The following is a 16,811-nucleotide window of genomic DNA, read 5'->3' on the forward strand; positions in this document are numbered from 1 at the left end:
CTTTGCCTGCATTATCGCCGGCTCAGGCCTCGGCTGGTCCACTTATCCCGCTGTCCGAATTCCCGCAGCCACCTCTTATCTCATTGAACCGGGCCGCCTTGTTAAAAGGCGAAATGTTCAGCATTCCGGTTTTTCTAGTCATGCTGCCTATCGTTGCCTTCGAACGGAGACGGTACCGACGGTGCGTTTGAATCGAACGTTCATGACCGCCACCTGAACGAGCGCTGCGATCTCGCTGGCACTCGTCAGTAGCTCTTCGGCCTCGTCCAGCTTGACCTTGAATTCCAGGACCATTGCGCCTTGGTCTCGGCGTACCGCCAGTTCCACTCCCTGTTCGGGCCGTACCTCCAGCAGATTGGCTACGGTCTCGTCAACTGTCCTTCGACGAGGTGCGTTCAACATTTTGTTTGCCCGTGCAGCCATCTCCCGTTCGCCGATTGCCTTGCGAATCTTGACGAGCGTAGCACCGAGAGCGTACGTGATGCGCTTCAACTCGAAAAGTTGCAGCACCTCAAAAGGCAGCTTCGAAATCGCGATCGCTTTTGAAAGACGGGTCCGCTCCCACGTTGGGCACGCGGCTACAGCAGTGACTATCGACGTCCATCGCCCCGCCTCAATTCCTCGCTTGTACTCAGTCGCAAGTGCCAAAGGCGAGATTGGGGAGACGATTCTTTCGGGTCGGCGCACTTGTCTACCGTCCAGACGATCGACGATTTCGGACCACGACAGCCCGAGAGGGTCGATCTCCATCGCACGCTGACAAAGCACGTCTGGCCCGTGCTTCCGCGAAAGTCCGATCAAGTGGCGAGCCGTCTCGGGCCACACGCCTGCCGTTTCGAACAGCGCCAATATCGGCGGCGGCAGTTTCGAAACAGTGATGGCACGACTCAATGCTTCCGCGGTCACTTTTGGCGTAAAGCGCGCGAAGGCAGCAACCGCTTGTCGGCGCGTTTTCCACGAAGTGCCAAGGCCCGACTGATAGAGACCGGCCAAGGCAAGCGGGTCGCGAGATATGGGGGTTCCAGCCAGTGCAATCATTCTTTCCTGTCCCGTTACTGCGACGATTATCAAATGTAATCAGCGCGCGCAAAGGGGTGAAAGACGCCAATTTTACGCGTCATTTCACGCATTTTTAGTCGGCCATTTCGTCATACTTCTGCGCGAAACTCACCTTGCGCGACGGAATGGCAGGACCAACGACGTGTCAGCAACTTGCTTACTGGGCCGGCGAAAACCGGCCTTCTCAGGCAGTAACGCTCCCGAGCCCGGCCGCGGGCGCAGCGTGTTGACTGGGAGGGATTCGCCGTGCGGAAGTCGTCGGCAGCGAAACGCTATTTGCACGAACGCCACCGCGATCGCCCTGCATACACGAAAGACTTAAAGCTCTTTCGAAATATCTGACGCTCGTGCCCGCAGCAGCGGGGGCTTCTCAACAAAGGTAAACTTGCGACGCCGCGCGTTTCCCACTATGCTGTCGGAAATTCAACACCTATCGTTTTTTTCTCATCCTAGTGTTGAATACAACAATGGGAGCAGTAGATGACCACGGCCGTTCGGGCACGCCCTGATAAAACCTCGACTACGATGCAACTTCAAGTCAAGCACGCGCCGAGGCGGATTCCGCTGACCGGGATCAAGGACATCGCCCAGAGCGCCAGCGACATGCTGGTCGATGTTCGGGAGAGCATGCTCGCTCCGCATCCTCGAAAAAATCCGCCCGTGTTTACCACTGCTCAAGTTGGTGACCTTTGCCGCGTTGACCGACAGCGTATGCATTATCTGGCTCGTACCGAGACAGATCTTCCGCAAGGCACTCTGCGGCATAGTCGCAGTCGCGAGTTTACACTCGAGGAAACAAGGGTTTGGATCAATCGAATTGCCCCCTTTGCCAAACGTCCCGTCGGCGTCAAAGCGAAAACAATCGCCATTGGAAATTTCAAGGGCGGGGTTAGTAAGACGACCACGGCAATGACTCTGGCTCAAGGCCTGACGCTTTTCGGCCGGCGAGTACTTCTCGTTGACCTTGACCCCCAAGCGTCGCTCTCTGCCTTGCACGGAATACTGGCGGACAGCGAGGTGGCAGATGAGCATACCGTTCTTCCTTTGATTTACGGCGAGACCGACAGTCTCGAGTACGCGGTGCAGTCAACGTACTGGGATGGTATCGACTTGATCCCGGCGAGTGCTGCGTTATTTGGAGCGGAATTCTTCCTCCCGTTCAAACAGTCGAAGGATAAGAACTTCCAATTTTGGAATGTTTTGAATAGTGGTCTGAAGTCGCTGCTTGACAAATACGACGTTGTCATCATCGATACGCCCCCCGCCCTCTCGTATCTGACTATCAATGCTTTCATGGCTGCCGACGGCCTGATTGTGCCGACGCCCCCCAGCGCACTCGACTACGCATCATCAACGCAGTTTTGGAGCCTGTTCTCGGATTTGTCGCAAAGCATGCAGGAAGTCGCGCCGCAACTCGACAAGAGTTTCGACTTCATCAATGTGCTACTTGCAAAAGTAGACCAAAGCCAAGCAGCGACACCAATCGTTCGAGATTGGATCAACAAAACTTACGAAAGTCTGGTACTTCCCGTCGAGATACCTACGACTGCGGTAACGCAATCAGCAGCAGCGGAATTTGGCACGGTCTACGACATCTCGAAGTACCAAGGGAGTCTAAAAACGTACCAGCGAGCTAGAGAGGCTTATGACCGTCTTGCTGAAATCGTGGACCAACAGATTGTCACGCTCTGGCTCGCTGAATCGGAGGCCAAATGAGTATCAAGGATCGGCTCGCAGCGAAGGCAGCGGGAATTGGCTCCAATCCCCGCTCACCGCGGCCCGAGCCCGAAATCCCGAGCAGACCGAAGACTGCGCCTGGACAGTTGATGGCTTCTCTTCCTCTCCTAGCCGAGAAGGAGAGGGAGCTTGAGGTACTACGCACGCGAATAGAAGAGTTGGAAGCCGGTGCTACGGGTGGCTCCAGCGACGAAATTGCGCGTCTAAAAAAAGAGCTTTCCGATGCTCAACAATCTGGGGCGGCGATTGACATTCGTCTAGTCGACTTGCACGAGGTGCCAGGTCGGCGACGACATATGCCGGCGGAGAAATATGCCGAGCTTCGGGAAAACTTGCGGCACAACAAGCTCATTCATCCAGTCGTCGTTCTTCCGCGGTCGGAGGGTGGGTTTGAAATTCTGTCAGGTCATCACCGGACAGACGCGCTGCGAGAACTGGGTCGCGAGTCTGTCCGATGTGTAGTTGTCGACGCGACCACAGAGGAAGCTGACGAAGGTGCGTTCTTTGCGAATCTTATGCAATCGGATCTTACCGACTATGAGAAGTATGTCGGGCTAAAGCGGTTCCAACAGACGCACGCTAACTTGAAACAGGCAGAGATCGCCGGCCGAATTGGGATCAGTCAATCGTACGTCAGCCTGTTGCTTTCATACGATCGCCTACCCGGTGCAGCTCGTACAGTCCTTGAAGCGAACGTCGGCATCGTAGGTGCCACCGCGGCGGCTGAACTTGCTAGTCTCTCCGAACTTGGGAAGAGCGAGCGTGTAGTCGAAGCCGTTCTCCAGGTTTCCGTTGGAAAGCTGGATCAAGCGCAAGCAGTACGCTTTGCAAAAGATGGGGACAGACCGAAGGTTGCGAAGCCGTTAGCTACCACTTTCAAAGTGAAGGCAGGCAAAAGCACCTGGTGCGACGTTCGTCGCGCAAAGAACGTCATGCGTATCGAGTTCCAGTCTGAGGAAGTTGCGCAGTCGGTTCAAGATGCCATCAAACGAACGCTGGAAGGTCTTGCAAGCGCAGGAAGGAGCGAACTGCGGGACGACAAAAGCTAAGTCACTGATTTTTAAACATATGAGACTCTAATTGACCAATCGTAACAACTAGTTTCAGCGACACCGAAAACAAAAGCCCCCGGCGGGAACCGAGGGCTTTTGAAGGTTTGGCTGCGAGAGCCTAACCGCACACTCACCGGCGGGAACCGGAAAGTGGTCACTACGCATAGACCTGAGTGTAGCGAAACGCGATCAGCAGTCAAGCAAATTCAATCCATTTTTTAATGGACCGCTCGACATGTTTATCGCGCAACGCTTCGTTGCTGGCGAGGGCGAAACACACCCCGAAGATTCGGCCGCCCTCACCGCTTTTCGATGTGACTCAACCAACCTGCCCTGGATCATCTTCCGGGCCGCGTTTCGCGCCGCGCACATCGAACAGATTCCGCCGCGCGCTCGCGCTGTGCTCTCTGCGCTCGCTCGCACCGTCGACGCTGCTAAACCGTTCGGTGCCATCTTCGCGCGCCGTGAGTTGCTCACGGGCCGCGCGCTTCAATCCATGCGGACGTTCTATCGCAGCCTCGACGATCTCGAGCTCGCCGGACTCATCGAACGTCGCCCGCAGAGCCGTTATGTCGAAGCTGGATTGTTTGGTCGCGCCTACCTGCATCTAACCGAACATGCTGCGACCCTTCTCGGCCTCATTGAGCATCCGCGCGTGCACGGGAACGAACCCGCTCAGGTGCCCTCATCAGCCGGATTCGCCCTGGCCCAGCCTGCTTTGCCTGCACCGTCTGCCAATGTGGCAGACGGTGGAATATATAAGGATCTAAGCCCTTGTGTTTTTCAAAAGAGACAACCGGGCCAACTGCCTGCGGACCTTCAGCGCCTGCGCACCCTGGGGTTTTTTGATTTCTTGATTTTCAAACTCATGCGCGAGGCGCGTGAGCACGGCAAGCGCCTCTCCGATGTGGTGGAAGCGACCTGGGAGCACCTGAAGCTCGCCAAGGCGCCAATCAACTACCTGCGTGCGCTGCTCCGCAATCCCGTCGATTTCGCCCTCCTGGTTCGACGTCGGCACGCCCAACAGCATGCCGAGCAAGCACGCGCTCAGCAGCAGGCGGACGCCCGGGTCGTTGCGCTCCAGCACGCCGGCCGCACGTTCATCGGCGCGGACCACGCGCGCCAGTTCGTGATCGGAGCCGATGGTGACTCGCTGACGATCTTCAGTCTCACCGAGCGCATCGGTCGCCAGGCCGCCGGATGGATGCCGTCGTTTGCGACGGCGCTCGCGTCAGGGAAACTTCGACCAGCCACCGCGCTCGATCTCGAGCGCTTCGCCCAGGCGCGACGCGAGGCTCTCGGCAAAACGCAGCCTTGCACGGCACCGCTGACTCACCCAAAGCCGCCGGTGACGGGGGCGGTGCGGGAGCACATCGCCGGGCTGCGGCAGCTCCTGAAAGCGCGGGGACCGGGCGCATAACTGCCGCGAGCGACCGTCGCCTATAGGAACCAGATAAATTTGCCCGTGCGAATTCAGCGCCCGAAGGCGACGCCCCCCGTGGGGAGCTATCTAGTGCCCGGGTAGAAAGCGAGCAGCCGATCTAGTCGCAACGTCCGCAGGTTGCCGCGTCTGCAGCCGCAGCGCATGCTTACGAGCCCACCTGAAGCCGGGATCGAGACGCCACGACGGAACAATCTCCGCGAGGACAAGACGAGAGCCGTCCGAGGCTCGGTCGTCGAGCGGAGGCGAAGGAGGCGACGCCCCCACAGGGTACGCTCGTCGAGTACCGGCCGCGCGCGCGATGTTACGGGGCACAGCCCCAAGAGCGGACCGAGAGCGCCGAGGGGCATCCTTTCGGAGAATCGGTACGAGGATTTCAGCGTGCAACACGCCTGCCACGCGGAGAATCCGCGCATTCAGGCGATGGACGGGGGCTCCCTAATGGCGGCGGTCGGCGAACTAGGCTCGGTCGACGGTGCCTTACATTAGAGCTCTGGAGGCTGCTGGCGGTGGAAACCGTGTGAGCGAAGTAAGTGCCCAAGCTCGGCGGCGCTAGGCAGATCATGCCGGCGGTGTGTTTCTTCAGCGACTACGTCCGGATGGCTCGAGCTTTCCGACCACCGGTCCGCGCATTGCAAGGTGCCAAGATGGCCGCGTCGTGGGTCGCCAGGAAGCGACGCGGTCCTGCATCCAGGTGGAGGTCGTTCGAACCGTCTAAAGCAGCGTAGACGCCGGTCACGGCGTTGCCGCAAACATTTACTGGGCGAAGGGACCGACGGACGGATGCCAGTCGAATAAACGGCGCCACCCCGGTATGTGTCGGCGTTCGCAGGTCGGTTCCTCCGCCCGGGAGGCCCGCCGCGGTCGGTTCAACCATCGCTCTACTCGCGCACCTAAGGGCCGACCGACGGCGGCGCACGGCGGCACGCTGAGCTGTCTTCGGGCACCCTCGGACAAAGCAGGCGTGGCCAAGCGATGCTCTCAAGCCTGATAAGTCGTGTTATCGGGACAGACCACCGCGAAGCCAGGGAGATCGACCACCATGGTCTCTCGTGAATTCCAGCCAAGACCTGCCTCAACGGCCACACTGCTTTGTCGCCGAAATTGCCATGATTGCCTTAGTGTCGCGTCAGTCAGCGCGGCTTGGTTCGTGTAAGCCACTGGCGTCGGTGACACCGACGTTGGCTTACCGCGACGTGATCTACATCTCAAGCTCGCTCGGAGGGGCGCCTCGTTCAAATGCGGGGCCGAGAGGCGAGGGCGCCGGCAGCAGTCGAGCGGATCGAGTGAGTCATGCCGTTGCGGTCCGGGTGGAAAGGCCGCATGACCGGCAAGAAGGGGACGGCGTCTCTTGACGCCCGATTTCCAACGGCGCAGAGAGCCTGCTCGCGCGAGAAATTATTGTGGATCCCTAAGCTGACGGCGGACATGTGGCGGACCTTCTGTTTCCGCGCGTGGAACATCGCCGAACAAGTGGCGAGGTAGCTAAGCCATTGGTTGCAAACGGGTTTTGTCGATTCTGGGAAATTGTTTCACGGCGTCCCGTGCCGGACGCGCCGGTCGAGCGGCATTTTTCAACGCGTCCCCACCGCGGTCGGTCCCGTTCTCGGCACAGCGTATCGGATAAGACGGGTTGTGTGAGACTTGATACGTTCCGGCGCTGAGGAGGAGCCTAGGGTCTTGGTCGGGTCACATCGGCGATCCAGCCACTTCAAAGAATTGAAGGTGGCGAGTAAGGAGAGCTGGGAATGAGGAGCCGAACGCTGCGGTAGAAGAAGGTGATGCGGGTTACGCGGCGCGACAGAAGCGCTAATCTGATAGCAACGGTCCTGTAATGCGAGCTTGCTATGGAGTGGAAAGGTACACGGCCGACTGCGCCCGGTTACTACTGGTTGCGCTTTGTCGACGAGCGATCGCCGCAACAAACCATAGCGGAAATCTCCGCGGTGCCTGGCGACGGGGCGGTCGATTTTGTTGTGATTCTGATGGGGGACGAGACCATCATGGAACTCGATGATGCGTACTTCGATGGGGACCTCTTCGCTGGACCCATCGAGCCGCCGATGACTGGCGATCGGCCTTAACGAATCGGCGGCGAAGTGACGGCGCGAGGGAGTGACCGCTTCGCGCTCGTCGAGCCACCGAGGCGCCTTTTCGCCGCTGCGGACCATCGCGGCGCTTTTGCCACCATTGCGAAGCGCTGCCGGCCTGCGGTAATCGCGGTCATTCGCTTTACTTAGCCGCCATTCCAAGTCACGGGCCCCCTGCGCGAGATTCGCCTATCGACATCCGGTGATTGAATGCCTGATCGATGAGTATCTGCATCTACGTCCGCTGCTCATCGACCGCTATGCGGAGCCGATTGAAAAACTCCGGGCAACACTGATGCGGCGTCTTCTTGAGCTGCTGGGCGACGAAGCTAGACCCGCCGGCGAGGACAGGTAGCCGCGGACGGCCTCGCAATAGAAGCTTTATCGACGACCTTAACGCGAGGTGTCGCCTTCGCACATAACCGTCGCCCCTTTGCACACTTAGGAAACCTAATAATGTCAAAACGCGGGATTTATCAGGATCAGGGCCACTCAGTGGTAAGCCGACTGACCTATCGGAAAGGGGCCATGTCTTTGATTTTCTCGGTCGCCGATCATGTGCCAGCAGGTGAAGATAGGCTCCGGCGCTCGCGAGATGGCGGGTGCCGTCTTCAACTTTTTCTGGGTCAAACATAAATGGCAACGGGTACGGTCAAGTGGTTCAACGATGCAAAGGGTTTTGGTTTCATCACGCCGGACGCGGGTGGTGACGATCTGTTCGCACACTTCTCGGGAATCCAGTCGAACGGCTTCAAATCGCTCGCAGAAGGGCAGAAGGTGACCTACGACGAGAAGATGGGGCCGAAGGGCAAACAGGCGTCGAATATCAAGCCGGCGTAAGGGAAGGCGCCCCGTCGATTTAAGCGGTCGTCAGGGCGTCGGAAGGTGCGGGCAGGGCAGAAAAAACGGTCGCTGAAGGCCAAAATCCACCCACTAGCGAAAGTGGCTTTGTTCGGCGACACCAGCAGCATTCGTTTGGGTGTTTCCAGTCAACGGCATCCAATTGACGGGCCAACTCGTGGCGTTCGACCGATACGTTCTTGCGCTGCAGTCGCCGACGGGCATTCAGACCGTGTTCAAAAGCGCTGTCTCGACCGTCTGCGAAGCGCACGTTGTTGAGCACCTCCGAACGAGAGATCGGCGGGAGCGTCCGCCCGCGAGTGGAAGCCATCGTTGCAATCAGGCGCGTCGCAGCAGGTGATGCGACGCACGGACGGCGCGGCTGCGCGCACGGTCATTGAGGAGGCGGCTGCGGCGGCCACCTGCCGGCGTGCCGAGAAAAACGCAGCGGCATCGCTGGCGGCCTGTGCGGTTGTCCGCATAGGCGGATCCACTGGGCTAGACCGCGCGAGAGCGGATAACGCTCTGATACGAGTAGCGGACCGGTCGCTGCGCTTCCTGCAAGTGGAAGAGAGCGTTCGTCCTAGCCACCGACGCTCGAATCGATGAGCGAAGGGCTGCCAAAACCAGCGCTAACGATGCAATTGCGGGTGCGATAACAGAAGGCGAAAAAGAGCCGACGCCGAGGGCGTCGGCCGGGGAACATCCGCCTCCAGTCACGACAGCGGATGCTGAGAGAAATTTAAGTATATGCCTAAAGCAAACGTTTGCTAAGACGATTGCGGACTTCGAGCTTAGGCCTCAGCTCGCGCAGTCAGTCAGTATCTCGCTCGAACCACGGCTAGGCGAAAGCGCTCGACTCTCAGCTGACCGGTCGGTCACAGTTCTTCTTAGCCCCAAGGGTTCGGCGCCGCGACGGAGAGCTCGTGGGATGGCGAAGGTAAAGACCGTGCCCAGCGGCTGGGGCAGCTTGAGAATAAACCGCCGAAAAGAAAGGCGGCGCAGCTTATCAAAACATTCTTATCGTTTGCTTATTCCCCGCTTGTCGTTATCGCCGTCGAATCGACGTTGCCGCAATTTTTGCGGACTATGCATTTACAACACCGATTTTAGCGCACCTTTACCCTTCACATTGTTTTAAGCCCGTGCAAAGCTTGGACAAACATTAGAACCTGAGAGACGAGCTTTCACATGGAAATGCACTACGACGGCGCAATCATTCGTCCGATCGTTACTCAGACGGATCGCGCGTTCACTTCGAGCGTGTTAATTTGCGACCCGCACGGAGATCGCCAGCTCTACGAAGGCATCGGCCGATTCGCATCTGATGAGGCGGCGGCACTGTTCGCCGTGAACTGGGCAATCGCCCAGGTTGACGGAAAGCGCGATTGACGCATCCATTCAGGGCTTGACCGCGAGTGGCGGCGCCATAGCAAGCGACGGTGAGATCAAGCCGTTATATCTCTGCAAGAACAAGAACAGGCCGGCCCCGAAAAAGAGGACGGTTAGAACATGCCTCCTGAGGAGGACAGCATGGCTGAGAGAAACTACACGCTACCAGTAGCGTGCGATAAGGCCGGCGGAACCACACCATGCTCAGTGGAAACCATCTTTGCCTTATCTATTCACGACACACGTCAGTTATTTGCCAATGAGGCTCGGTGCCGATATGTCCGCAAACGGCCATCGGATTTCAGTCGTGTCAGTCGATTATTTCGATGTCCAGTTCGCGTGTGTCAATACACGTTGCCGGCCCCACATCGCGTAGCGTTGGACGTCACGCCGTCTTCCGACTATCGAAAGTGCCGTATCCCGCGGGGGTGGCTATGATCTTTTACCATCATGGCGCCGCTGTCCAACCTTCGGCGGTCCGCGTCGGCAACAGCTTCGTTGCGCGTGCGCTTATTCAGAGTCGGGATGGTGAAACCGATTCGCTCCTGGATCTGGGTCTCTTTGCGAATCGGACCGCAGCGATGCAGTTCGCCATTCGCTCAGCGCTTGCTTACGTTGAAGGCCAGCCCATGCCGCCGCCCCCAGTGAAGGTCTTCCACAGCGAGGACACTCCAGAGTGATTCTGTCGGTATGGGCGCGGCATAAAGCGCAATAACAGACATATCGCGCGACGACGGTACCGCCGCGTCACCGAGCAGGACGCCATGCCGCCGGCAACGCAACAAGACCCGCGCGTGGCAACGGCTTGACGTCGATCAACCGTTGTCACAGCCGCTTGGCAAACATTATCGCTGGTCATCGAACTGTCTTGAGCCTGAGGGACGAGCATGGTCACGCGGCCGGACAGCGAAAGGGTGTGGGTTCATTCCCACCCGACGATGGCAGCTTGGATCACTTCGCTGATTACCCTTAGATCGTAGTCAACGTTTCAAACGGTCAAATTCAAGAGGCACTGTCAAGGAAGGCCCGAAGGACAAGCAGGCATTCGATGTTCAACCGCTTTGACGTATGCATCGCGAGGGCACCCCAATGGAATCGGTCATGAAAGAACAGAGATGTCGACGCGACCCGCAAGGCACACGGCATCGCATCCTAACGGCCGCGCAGGACGAGTTCGCCAAGGGCGGGTTATATGGCGCGCGCGTTGATCGGATCGCGCGCGCGGCTGGAACCAATGAGCGCATGCTCTACTACTACTTTGGCAGCAAGGACGGGCTGTTCCTGGCGGTGCTCGATCATGTATTGGAATCCCTGAACGCCGCCGAGCGCTCGCTCGATCTCAGCAGTGTTTCCCCCGAGGAGGGCGTGCTGCGCGTGGCGCATTTCCTCTGGGATTACTATCGCGATCATCCCGACTTGGTGCGCCTTCTGAATGATGAAAATCTTCGCGAAGGGAAGCTGACGAGGGAAACGACAAGCCTGCGGCGGGTCGTTTCGCCGCTGCTCGAGGCCCTCACGCGCATTCTCGAACGGGGAAAAGAAGCAGGCGTGTTTCGAGACATTGACCCCGCTAAGTTCTACACGGTTCTATCTGGACTGGGCTATTACGTGGTTTCAAATCGGTTTTCCTTGGGAGCGACGTTAGGAATCGACCTGAACGATCCGACGGAAGCAAAACACATGAGGCAGATGAGTACCGAGCTCGTGCTCTCGTATCTCACACATCACGAGCCCGTGGTGGCGACGTCCTGATGTCATTAAGAAAATATCGAATGGAAGGGGCTGCTCGCCGACGGCGGCATCGCCTGCGACCCAGCGTCACACATGCGATTCCAGGGCGAAGCTTCCAACTTGCTATGCATGTCGCAGGAGCTCGGGCGACAAAACTGGTGGTGGCTGTCGCCACAAGTGACTTGGCGAGCGCGCGCGAAGACGGCAGACACGCTTTCGCATACGCACCGGGTGGAAACGAGGCAACGCTGTCTTCCGCAACATCGCCGTGGTTGACGCTGGGCGACAGGCGTAGTCTGTCACGGCGCATTCACTGCTTCCACCCACCTGATTGTGTGCCCCTTGCCGCGACGCCGATACGCGGCGACGCCCGAAAAGACGATCAGAGGAGCGCGCCTCGAAGGTTTCGACCGCTATGGCGACCCCGTGCGACGGACGCGACTCAATGTCCTCTTCTGGCTGACGATCTTGTTCAGACACACGGTTCGTTTCCCGCGCTTCTTGCTTAGCGCTTGCGCGCTGCTGCTCGCGGACCAGATCGTCGTAGAAGATAAATTCGTCGCAGTTCGCGACAAGTGAGTCGGACGTGGACTGCTTAACGCCGACGCCGATCACCGGTATGGTGACTGCTGCCGATTGATTACGCTCGTAATTCGAGGACACCGAAGATGCTTACACAGAAGACGAAGGACATTGTCAAGGCTACGGCACCCGTGCTGGCCGAGCATGGATACCCAATCATCAAGCGCTTCTACACGAGACTCTTCGAAGCTCATCCGGAGCTCAGGAACGTTTTCAACATGACGCACCAGGAGCGAGGCGAGCAGCAGCAAGCGCTCGCTCGTGCGGTCTACGCCTACGCCGAGAATATTGAGATACCCGAGAGCCTGGCGGCGGTATTGAAGAACATCGCAAACAAGCACGCCAGCCTCGATGTGCGACCCGAGCACTACCCAATTGTGGGCGAGCACCTCTTGGGCGCGATCAAGGACGTATTGGGCGACGCGGCAACGGACGACATCATCTCTGCATGGGCGCAAGCCTATGGAAATCTGGCTGACGTTCTGATGGGCATGGAAAGTGAGCTCCGTGAGCGATCAGCGAGTGCAATGGGTGGCTGGAACGGATGGCGGAAGTTCGTCGTGAAAGAAAAGCGCCCCGAAAGCAGCGTGATTACCTCCTTCATCCTGCAGCCCGTAGACGGGCAGCCCGTGCCCAACTTTGAACCCGGACAGTACATCAGTATTGCCGTGAACGTGCCCGCGCTCGGCTTGCAGCAGATCCGTCAATACAGCCTGTCCGATATGCCGAATGGACACAGCTACCGAATCTCCGTCAAGCGGGAAGAGGGCGACGCGACGCGCCCACCTGGTCAGGTCTCGTCGCTGCTGCACGATCACGTCAACGTCGGGGAGGAAGTTAAACTGGCCGCACCGTATGGGACCTTCTACATCGACGTGAATGCAACAACCCCGCTGGTGTTGATCAGCGGCGGTGTTGGTCTTACGCCGATGGTGAGCATGCTCAAGCGCGCGATCCAGAACCCGCAGCGACAAGTCGTTTTCATCCACGGCGCGCGCAACAGTCACGTGCATGCAATGCGCGACCGACTCAAACAGACCGTCGCCACGTTTCCAAACTTCAAGGCTGTTGTGTACTACGATGATCCTTTGCCGGGCGATGTACAAGGCGTCGATTTCGATCGCAGAGGCTTCATCAATCTGGGCGAAAGCAAAGACCTCATCTTGTTACCGGATGCCGACTATTACATTTGCGGCCCCATTCCTTTCATGCGGCTGCAGCATGACGCACTGAAGCAACTCGACGTTCCGGAATCCAGAATTCATTATGAAGTCTTTGGTCCGGATCTCTTTGCGGAATGACGCAAGGTTTTGATGTGTTCCAGGCCCGGTTGGCTCCGGCATCGAACGACCGGATTGCTGCAACGAGGCAAGCTCGGAATCGGATGTCGGCCGCCGCCAGGAGCATGTCCGCGGTTATTGGCGTTTGCGCGTTGCACAAGACGACGCCCACGCTCGTCGCAATTGTACCGTTTCACGCGATATCAGTTCGCGCTCGATCATGCGGGCCGAGATCGCGCATTGTGGCGCGGGCTTCGGGAAGCAATACACGCGGCACCGTGTCGAACGCGCAGAGCGTTCCCATAGCATAGCCTTCGGCTGAACGCGGCGGCACGCCGCCGCAGAAGGCGAGGAAAATCAGCGGTTCGATCAGCAAACCGAATAGATCCCGAGGCGCGCGTGCGTTGGGCCTACGCGCGGAGGCGCGCACGACGTGTTCGTGCACGCACCGACCAAACGAAGCCTTGATCTGTATCCACCGACGGGATTCGGTAAGATGGTGTCAGTCAACAGGGGGAAAGATTAATGAACAAGCAGGAACTGATCGACGCCGTCGCGTCGCAGGCAGGAACAAGCAAGGGTGCCGCCGAAGAGACGATCAATGCCGTGTTGGCGACAATCTCGCAGGAAGTGGCCGCGGGAAATGTGGTTCAGCTCATTGGGTTTGGCACCTTTGCCAGCGGCGAGCGCGCCGCACGCACGGGCCGCAACCCTGCGACGGGCGAGACCCTCGAGATCGCAGCCTCAAAGACAGTCAAGTTCGCCGTCGGCAAGGCGTTCAAGGACGCGGTCAATCAATCCTGAGGTGGATTTGAGTTGTCGCTGGATAGGTTAGCCAGCTTGGCGGCCGCCGTAAGACGCTCCGCCGATCCGGTGGATTGACGAAGCATGACGCGCTGGATGTTAACGATGCGGTCGCCATTGCCAGCCAGCGTACCGCAAGCCGTTTTCCGCGACGCACGCCGGAGACGAGGCCATGAGGGCATGGTCAAAGGATCGCAAGGTTCTCTCAAGTAGGCAGAACTAGTTGGCCCACGTTGTGTACGCGTTTCCATTGAACCGGGCAATGCATCACTGCGTTACTCAGGCTTCCGGCAACGCTAGAGCACTACCGCTGCGCGACTGGCCTCGGCCTTACACCTCGCCGGGCGTCCGCTCGGCGACACTGCACTTGATGATGGTCGTGCATAGAGGAGCCAAACGATGAACCAAGCAAGCGCGGGCAATACTGAACGCAAGATCTCTGAGACGATTCTCGATTTCGGTAAGCCGCTTCTGTCAAAGGCCATCGGAGAAGACACGCCCATCGCCGCGGTTCGGGAGATATACAAGCTGGTAGTGCTTGTCTGGAACGCGCACGTGGCAGCCACGCCTCGCTGGGGAGATCCCAGTTACCTTCAAATGCTGCAGCAGGTGGCCGCCTCCCCGAAAACACCACCGCAAGCGCGGGCCGCAATTGGCAAGCTCTCACACCGGTGGCGGGAGCAATTCTCCGACGCCAAGTACTGTGTCGGAGAATGGCACGTCAAGATAAGGGATGACGATACCCTGAGCTTTTTTTGCGACGCGCGCGAGGCGCCGCCGCGGTAGTCCGAATCCGCGCACGGTGTCTAGTAGCGGCGACGTCGCCGCGAATCTGCGCTCCGCCGACCGCTACCCCTGTTCTCCAAGCCTCACCGCTCGAACACGGGGTCGCTGTTCAGAGACTCGGGCAGTGGCCTTGTTTTCAGCGTCTCTCCTCCAGGCACACCGGTAAACGGCGGCAGATGAGAGCGTTCGCTTTCTTCGACCTTGCCTTGCTTCGGCGGATCCCTTCGCATTTCTTCAATCAAGTGCGCAAAGCCTCGAAGCCCGCGGTGCATGACCTGTTTTGCCTTGACATTCATCGAACTCCCCTCGGACATCCACAGTGCCCAATTATAGGCCGCGCACCGGTTGCATTTGGTCTGGCTACCCGGAAGAGCGACAGTGGCTAGCTACGTCGCGGTTCCGCTGCGACGGTGGGAAAGGATTCGGGTCGTGTCGCTTGTGACGAGCTGGAAAAAAGGGTCACGGGGACTGGTTTGGTACTTGCGCAGCGTTGCTTAGCCTCCTGTTAGCCGAGGGTCCGCCAGCGTAGGGGAGGATGAAATGAGTAAGAGGCCGCTTTCTTCTGCGTCTTTTTTGCGTCCTGAAGTCGCCCGTCTTTCGGTCCTCCAATCAAGCGCTTCTGTTTTTCAACCTGCCATCAACGCTGCTTCGTATTTGATCGCACCAAGGACACGTCAATGAACTTTTTCGCCCCGTTTTTCTTGGCCCGTGACGCGTTCTGGTCTTATGCCTTGCCGGTTGCCGCTTTATCGTCAGAATTCGTCTCTTCGTGCGAGAATGTGGCGCTCGGCCGTGCGGCGCCTGAATTGCCAATGGCGCGGACGAATGGTGCACCACCAGCCGTGAGCGGACCCGACACGCGGGACAGTGACTATTTGACTTCCGTCGTGCCTTTACAAAAGGCTTTGCCATCCCCTTCAACATTACCTAACGAATTACCGCAGCCAAATGCCAAAGCCGCTCAGTGGTTGAACCGCTCCTTTGAATATCGCGGCGACGTTCACCACGCGAAGGTCTACATTCCAAGCAGCTACGACGGCCGGCCGTTACCGATGGTGGTGATGCTCCACGGGGGCCAACAACACCCCGATGACTTGGCTGCCGGAACACAAATGAACGTGTTCGCCGAAGAGGAGGGATTCATTGTCGTCTATCCCGAGCAATCGGAAAGCGCCAATTTGCTGCGCTGCTGGAACTGGTTTGTACCGTCGAATCAGGCGCGCAATTCGGGTGAAACCGCGGCGCTTGCTGCCCTCACAAACGACCTTATTGTCCGATTTGACGTAGATCGCGCTCGGGTCTACGTAGCTGGACTGTCCGCGGGCGGTGCCATGGCAATCAACCTAGCCGTAACTTACCCCGACCTATACGCAGCTGCCGCGATCCATTCAGGTATGGCATTCGGGGTCGCCAACGAGCATCTCTCCGCGTTGTGGGCGATGAATGACGGCCGAGGCAAGATCTGCTTGCCAGAACGAGGGGAGGACACCGCTCGAACACGCACCGTGCCCTTGATCGTCTTTCACGGAGATGCGGACGACACGGTCCACCCGCTTAACGGCGAGCAAATTATTGAGATGAGCCAGCTGTTGCAAGGCGATCCGGCTGACACGCTGGTATGTACAACGACGCGTGTCGAGTGCGAAGCGGGGCGCCACGCCTACACTCAGCACGTTTGGCGCGATCAAGACGGATCGTTGCTTGCCGAGCGATGGGTCGTGCACGGTCTCGGTCATGCCTGGTCAGGTGGTCATTCCGATGGCACCTACACCGACCATCGTGGGCCTGACGCGACAGCGGCGATAGTTCGGTTTGTCAGCCAGTTCGCCCTCGATAATGTGCTAGAGGGCCGGCGCATATGAGCCAACGTAAGGTGTTTCGCGGGGACCGGGGCGAAACTTAACTCCTCACTTTTCCACGAAACAGCGTTGACATTAAGACAGGATGACGCGGTGGCAATCGCACCCAAAATAGTTAGTAAGCCTGATAGTGTCTATTATCGGGATAGCGTTTCAGG

At 58.4% G+C, this 16,811-nt stretch carries 16 protein-coding genes and 1 pseudogene; 13 read left to right on the forward strand and 4 right to left on the reverse strand.

Annotated features, from left to right (window positions below):
- Positions 1-147 precede the first annotated feature (147 nt).
- On the reverse strand, positions 148-1,038 hold the full coding sequence (locus NCS02_RS32035) for a hypothetical protein (protein WP_250508197.1): 891 nt from the start codon (positions 1,036-1,038) through the stop codon (positions 148-150).
- 501 nt (positions 1,039-1,539) lie between these two features.
- On the opposite strand from NCS02_RS32035, the gene NCS02_RS32040 reads away from it, so the two are divergent.
- From NCS02_RS32040 to NCS02_RS32080, 9 genes are all read left to right on the forward strand, one after another.
- Positions 1,540-2,775 carry a ParA family protein gene (locus tag NCS02_RS32040; RefSeq protein ID WP_250508198.1) on the forward strand — a complete coding sequence of 412 codons (1,236 nt, stop codon included), beginning with the start codon at positions 1,540-1,542 and terminating at the stop codon, positions 2,773-2,775.
- Complete coding sequence (locus NCS02_RS32045; RefSeq protein ID WP_250508199.1) at positions 2,772-3,845, forward strand: ParB/RepB/Spo0J family partition protein; 1,074 nt, start codon at positions 2,772-2,774, stop codon at positions 3,843-3,845. Before NCS02_RS32040 ends, NCS02_RS32045 begins: the two co-directional genes overlap by 4 nt.
- A 238-nt stretch (positions 3,846-4,083) precedes the next feature.
- A complete protein-coding gene (locus NCS02_RS32050) occupies positions 4,084-5,268 on the forward strand; it encodes a Replication protein O (RefSeq protein ID WP_250508200.1) in 1,185 nt (394 codons plus the stop codon).
- Positions 5,269-7,136: 1,868 nt separating this feature from the next.
- A complete protein-coding gene (locus tag NCS02_RS32055; protein ID WP_250520368.1) occupies positions 7,137-7,373 on the forward strand; it encodes a hypothetical protein in 237 nt (78 codons plus the stop codon).
- A 208-nt stretch (positions 7,374-7,581) separates the two neighbouring features.
- Complete coding sequence (locus NCS02_RS32060; RefSeq protein ID WP_250508202.1) at positions 7,582-7,734, forward strand: hypothetical protein; 153 nt, start codon at positions 7,582-7,584, stop codon at positions 7,732-7,734.
- A gap of 281 nt (positions 7,735-8,015) precedes the next feature.
- A complete protein-coding gene (locus NCS02_RS32065; RefSeq protein WP_250508203.1) occupies positions 8,016-8,219 on the forward strand; it encodes a cold-shock protein in 204 nt (67 codons plus the stop codon).
- A gap of 139 nt (positions 8,220-8,358) precedes the next feature.
- The gene (locus NCS02_RS36540; RefSeq protein WP_350029868.1) at positions 8,359-8,580 is read left to right on the forward strand and encodes an RNA chaperone Hfq; all 222 of its coding nucleotides are present in this window, start codon (positions 8,359-8,361) and stop codon (positions 8,578-8,580) included.
- Positions 8,581-9,410: 830 nt separating this feature from the next.
- A complete protein-coding gene (locus tag NCS02_RS32070) occupies positions 9,411-9,611 on the forward strand; it encodes a hypothetical protein (protein WP_250508204.1) in 201 nt (66 codons plus the stop codon).
- Positions 9,612-10,712: 1,101 nt separating this feature from the next.
- Positions 10,713-11,363 carry a TetR/AcrR family transcriptional regulator gene (locus NCS02_RS32080; RefSeq protein ID WP_250508206.1) on the forward strand — a complete coding sequence of 217 codons (651 nt, stop codon included), beginning with the start codon at positions 10,713-10,715 and terminating at the stop codon, positions 11,361-11,363.
- Between the two features lie 357 nt (positions 11,364-11,720).
- On the opposite strand, the pseudogene NCS02_RS32085 reads toward NCS02_RS32080, so the two are convergent.
- A pseudogene (locus tag NCS02_RS32085) lies at positions 11,721-11,957 on the reverse strand (NYN domain-containing protein); the annotation flags it as partial.
- Positions 11,958-12,010: 53 nt separating this feature from the next.
- Between NCS02_RS32085 and hmpA the strand changes: the two are divergent.
- Positions 12,011-13,225 carry an NO-inducible flavohemoprotein gene (gene hmpA, locus NCS02_RS32090; RefSeq protein WP_250508207.1) on the forward strand — a complete coding sequence of 405 codons (1,215 nt, stop codon included), beginning with the start codon at positions 12,011-12,013 and terminating at the stop codon, positions 13,223-13,225.
- A 172-nt stretch (positions 13,226-13,397) separates the two neighbouring features.
- Here the strand turns inward: hmpA and NCS02_RS32095 are convergent, their stop codons facing one another.
- Positions 13,398-13,580: a hypothetical protein gene (locus tag NCS02_RS32095; protein ID WP_250508208.1), complete on the reverse strand. Its 183-nt coding sequence runs from the start codon at positions 13,578-13,580 to the stop codon at positions 13,398-13,400.
- Between the two features lie 149 nt (positions 13,581-13,729).
- Between NCS02_RS32095 and NCS02_RS32100 the strand changes: the two genes are divergently transcribed.
- Both NCS02_RS32100 and NCS02_RS32105 read left to right on the forward strand, forming a co-directional pair.
- On the forward strand, positions 13,730-14,008 hold the full coding sequence (locus NCS02_RS32100) for an HU family DNA-binding protein (RefSeq protein WP_250508209.1): 279 nt from the start codon (positions 13,730-13,732) through the stop codon (positions 14,006-14,008).
- A 399-nt stretch (positions 14,009-14,407) separates the two neighbouring features.
- A complete protein-coding gene (locus NCS02_RS32105; protein WP_250508210.1) occupies positions 14,408-14,794 on the forward strand; it encodes a hypothetical protein in 387 nt (128 codons plus the stop codon).
- Positions 14,795-14,877: 83 nt separating this feature from the next.
- Here NCS02_RS32105 and NCS02_RS32110 read toward each other — a convergent pair whose 3' ends face one another.
- Positions 14,878-15,090: a hypothetical protein gene (locus NCS02_RS32110; protein ID WP_250508211.1), complete on the reverse strand. Its 213-nt coding sequence runs from the start codon at positions 15,088-15,090 to the stop codon at positions 14,878-14,880.
- A gap of 381 nt (positions 15,091-15,471) precedes the next feature.
- On the opposite strand from NCS02_RS32110, the gene NCS02_RS32115 reads away from it, so the two are divergent.
- Positions 15,472-16,656 (forward strand): extracellular catalytic domain type 1 short-chain-length polyhydroxyalkanoate depolymerase, encoded by a 1,185-nt coding sequence (locus NCS02_RS32115; RefSeq protein WP_250508212.1) that lies wholly within the window; start codon positions 15,472-15,474, stop codon positions 16,654-16,656.
- Positions 16,657-16,811 lie beyond the last annotated feature (155 nt).

Origin of the sequence: Caballeronia sp. NCF2 (genome assembly GCF_023631205.1) — a bacterium.
In the GTDB taxonomy this organism is placed as follows: domain Bacteria; phylum Pseudomonadota; class Gammaproteobacteria; order Burkholderiales; family Burkholderiaceae; genus Caballeronia; species Caballeronia zhejiangensis.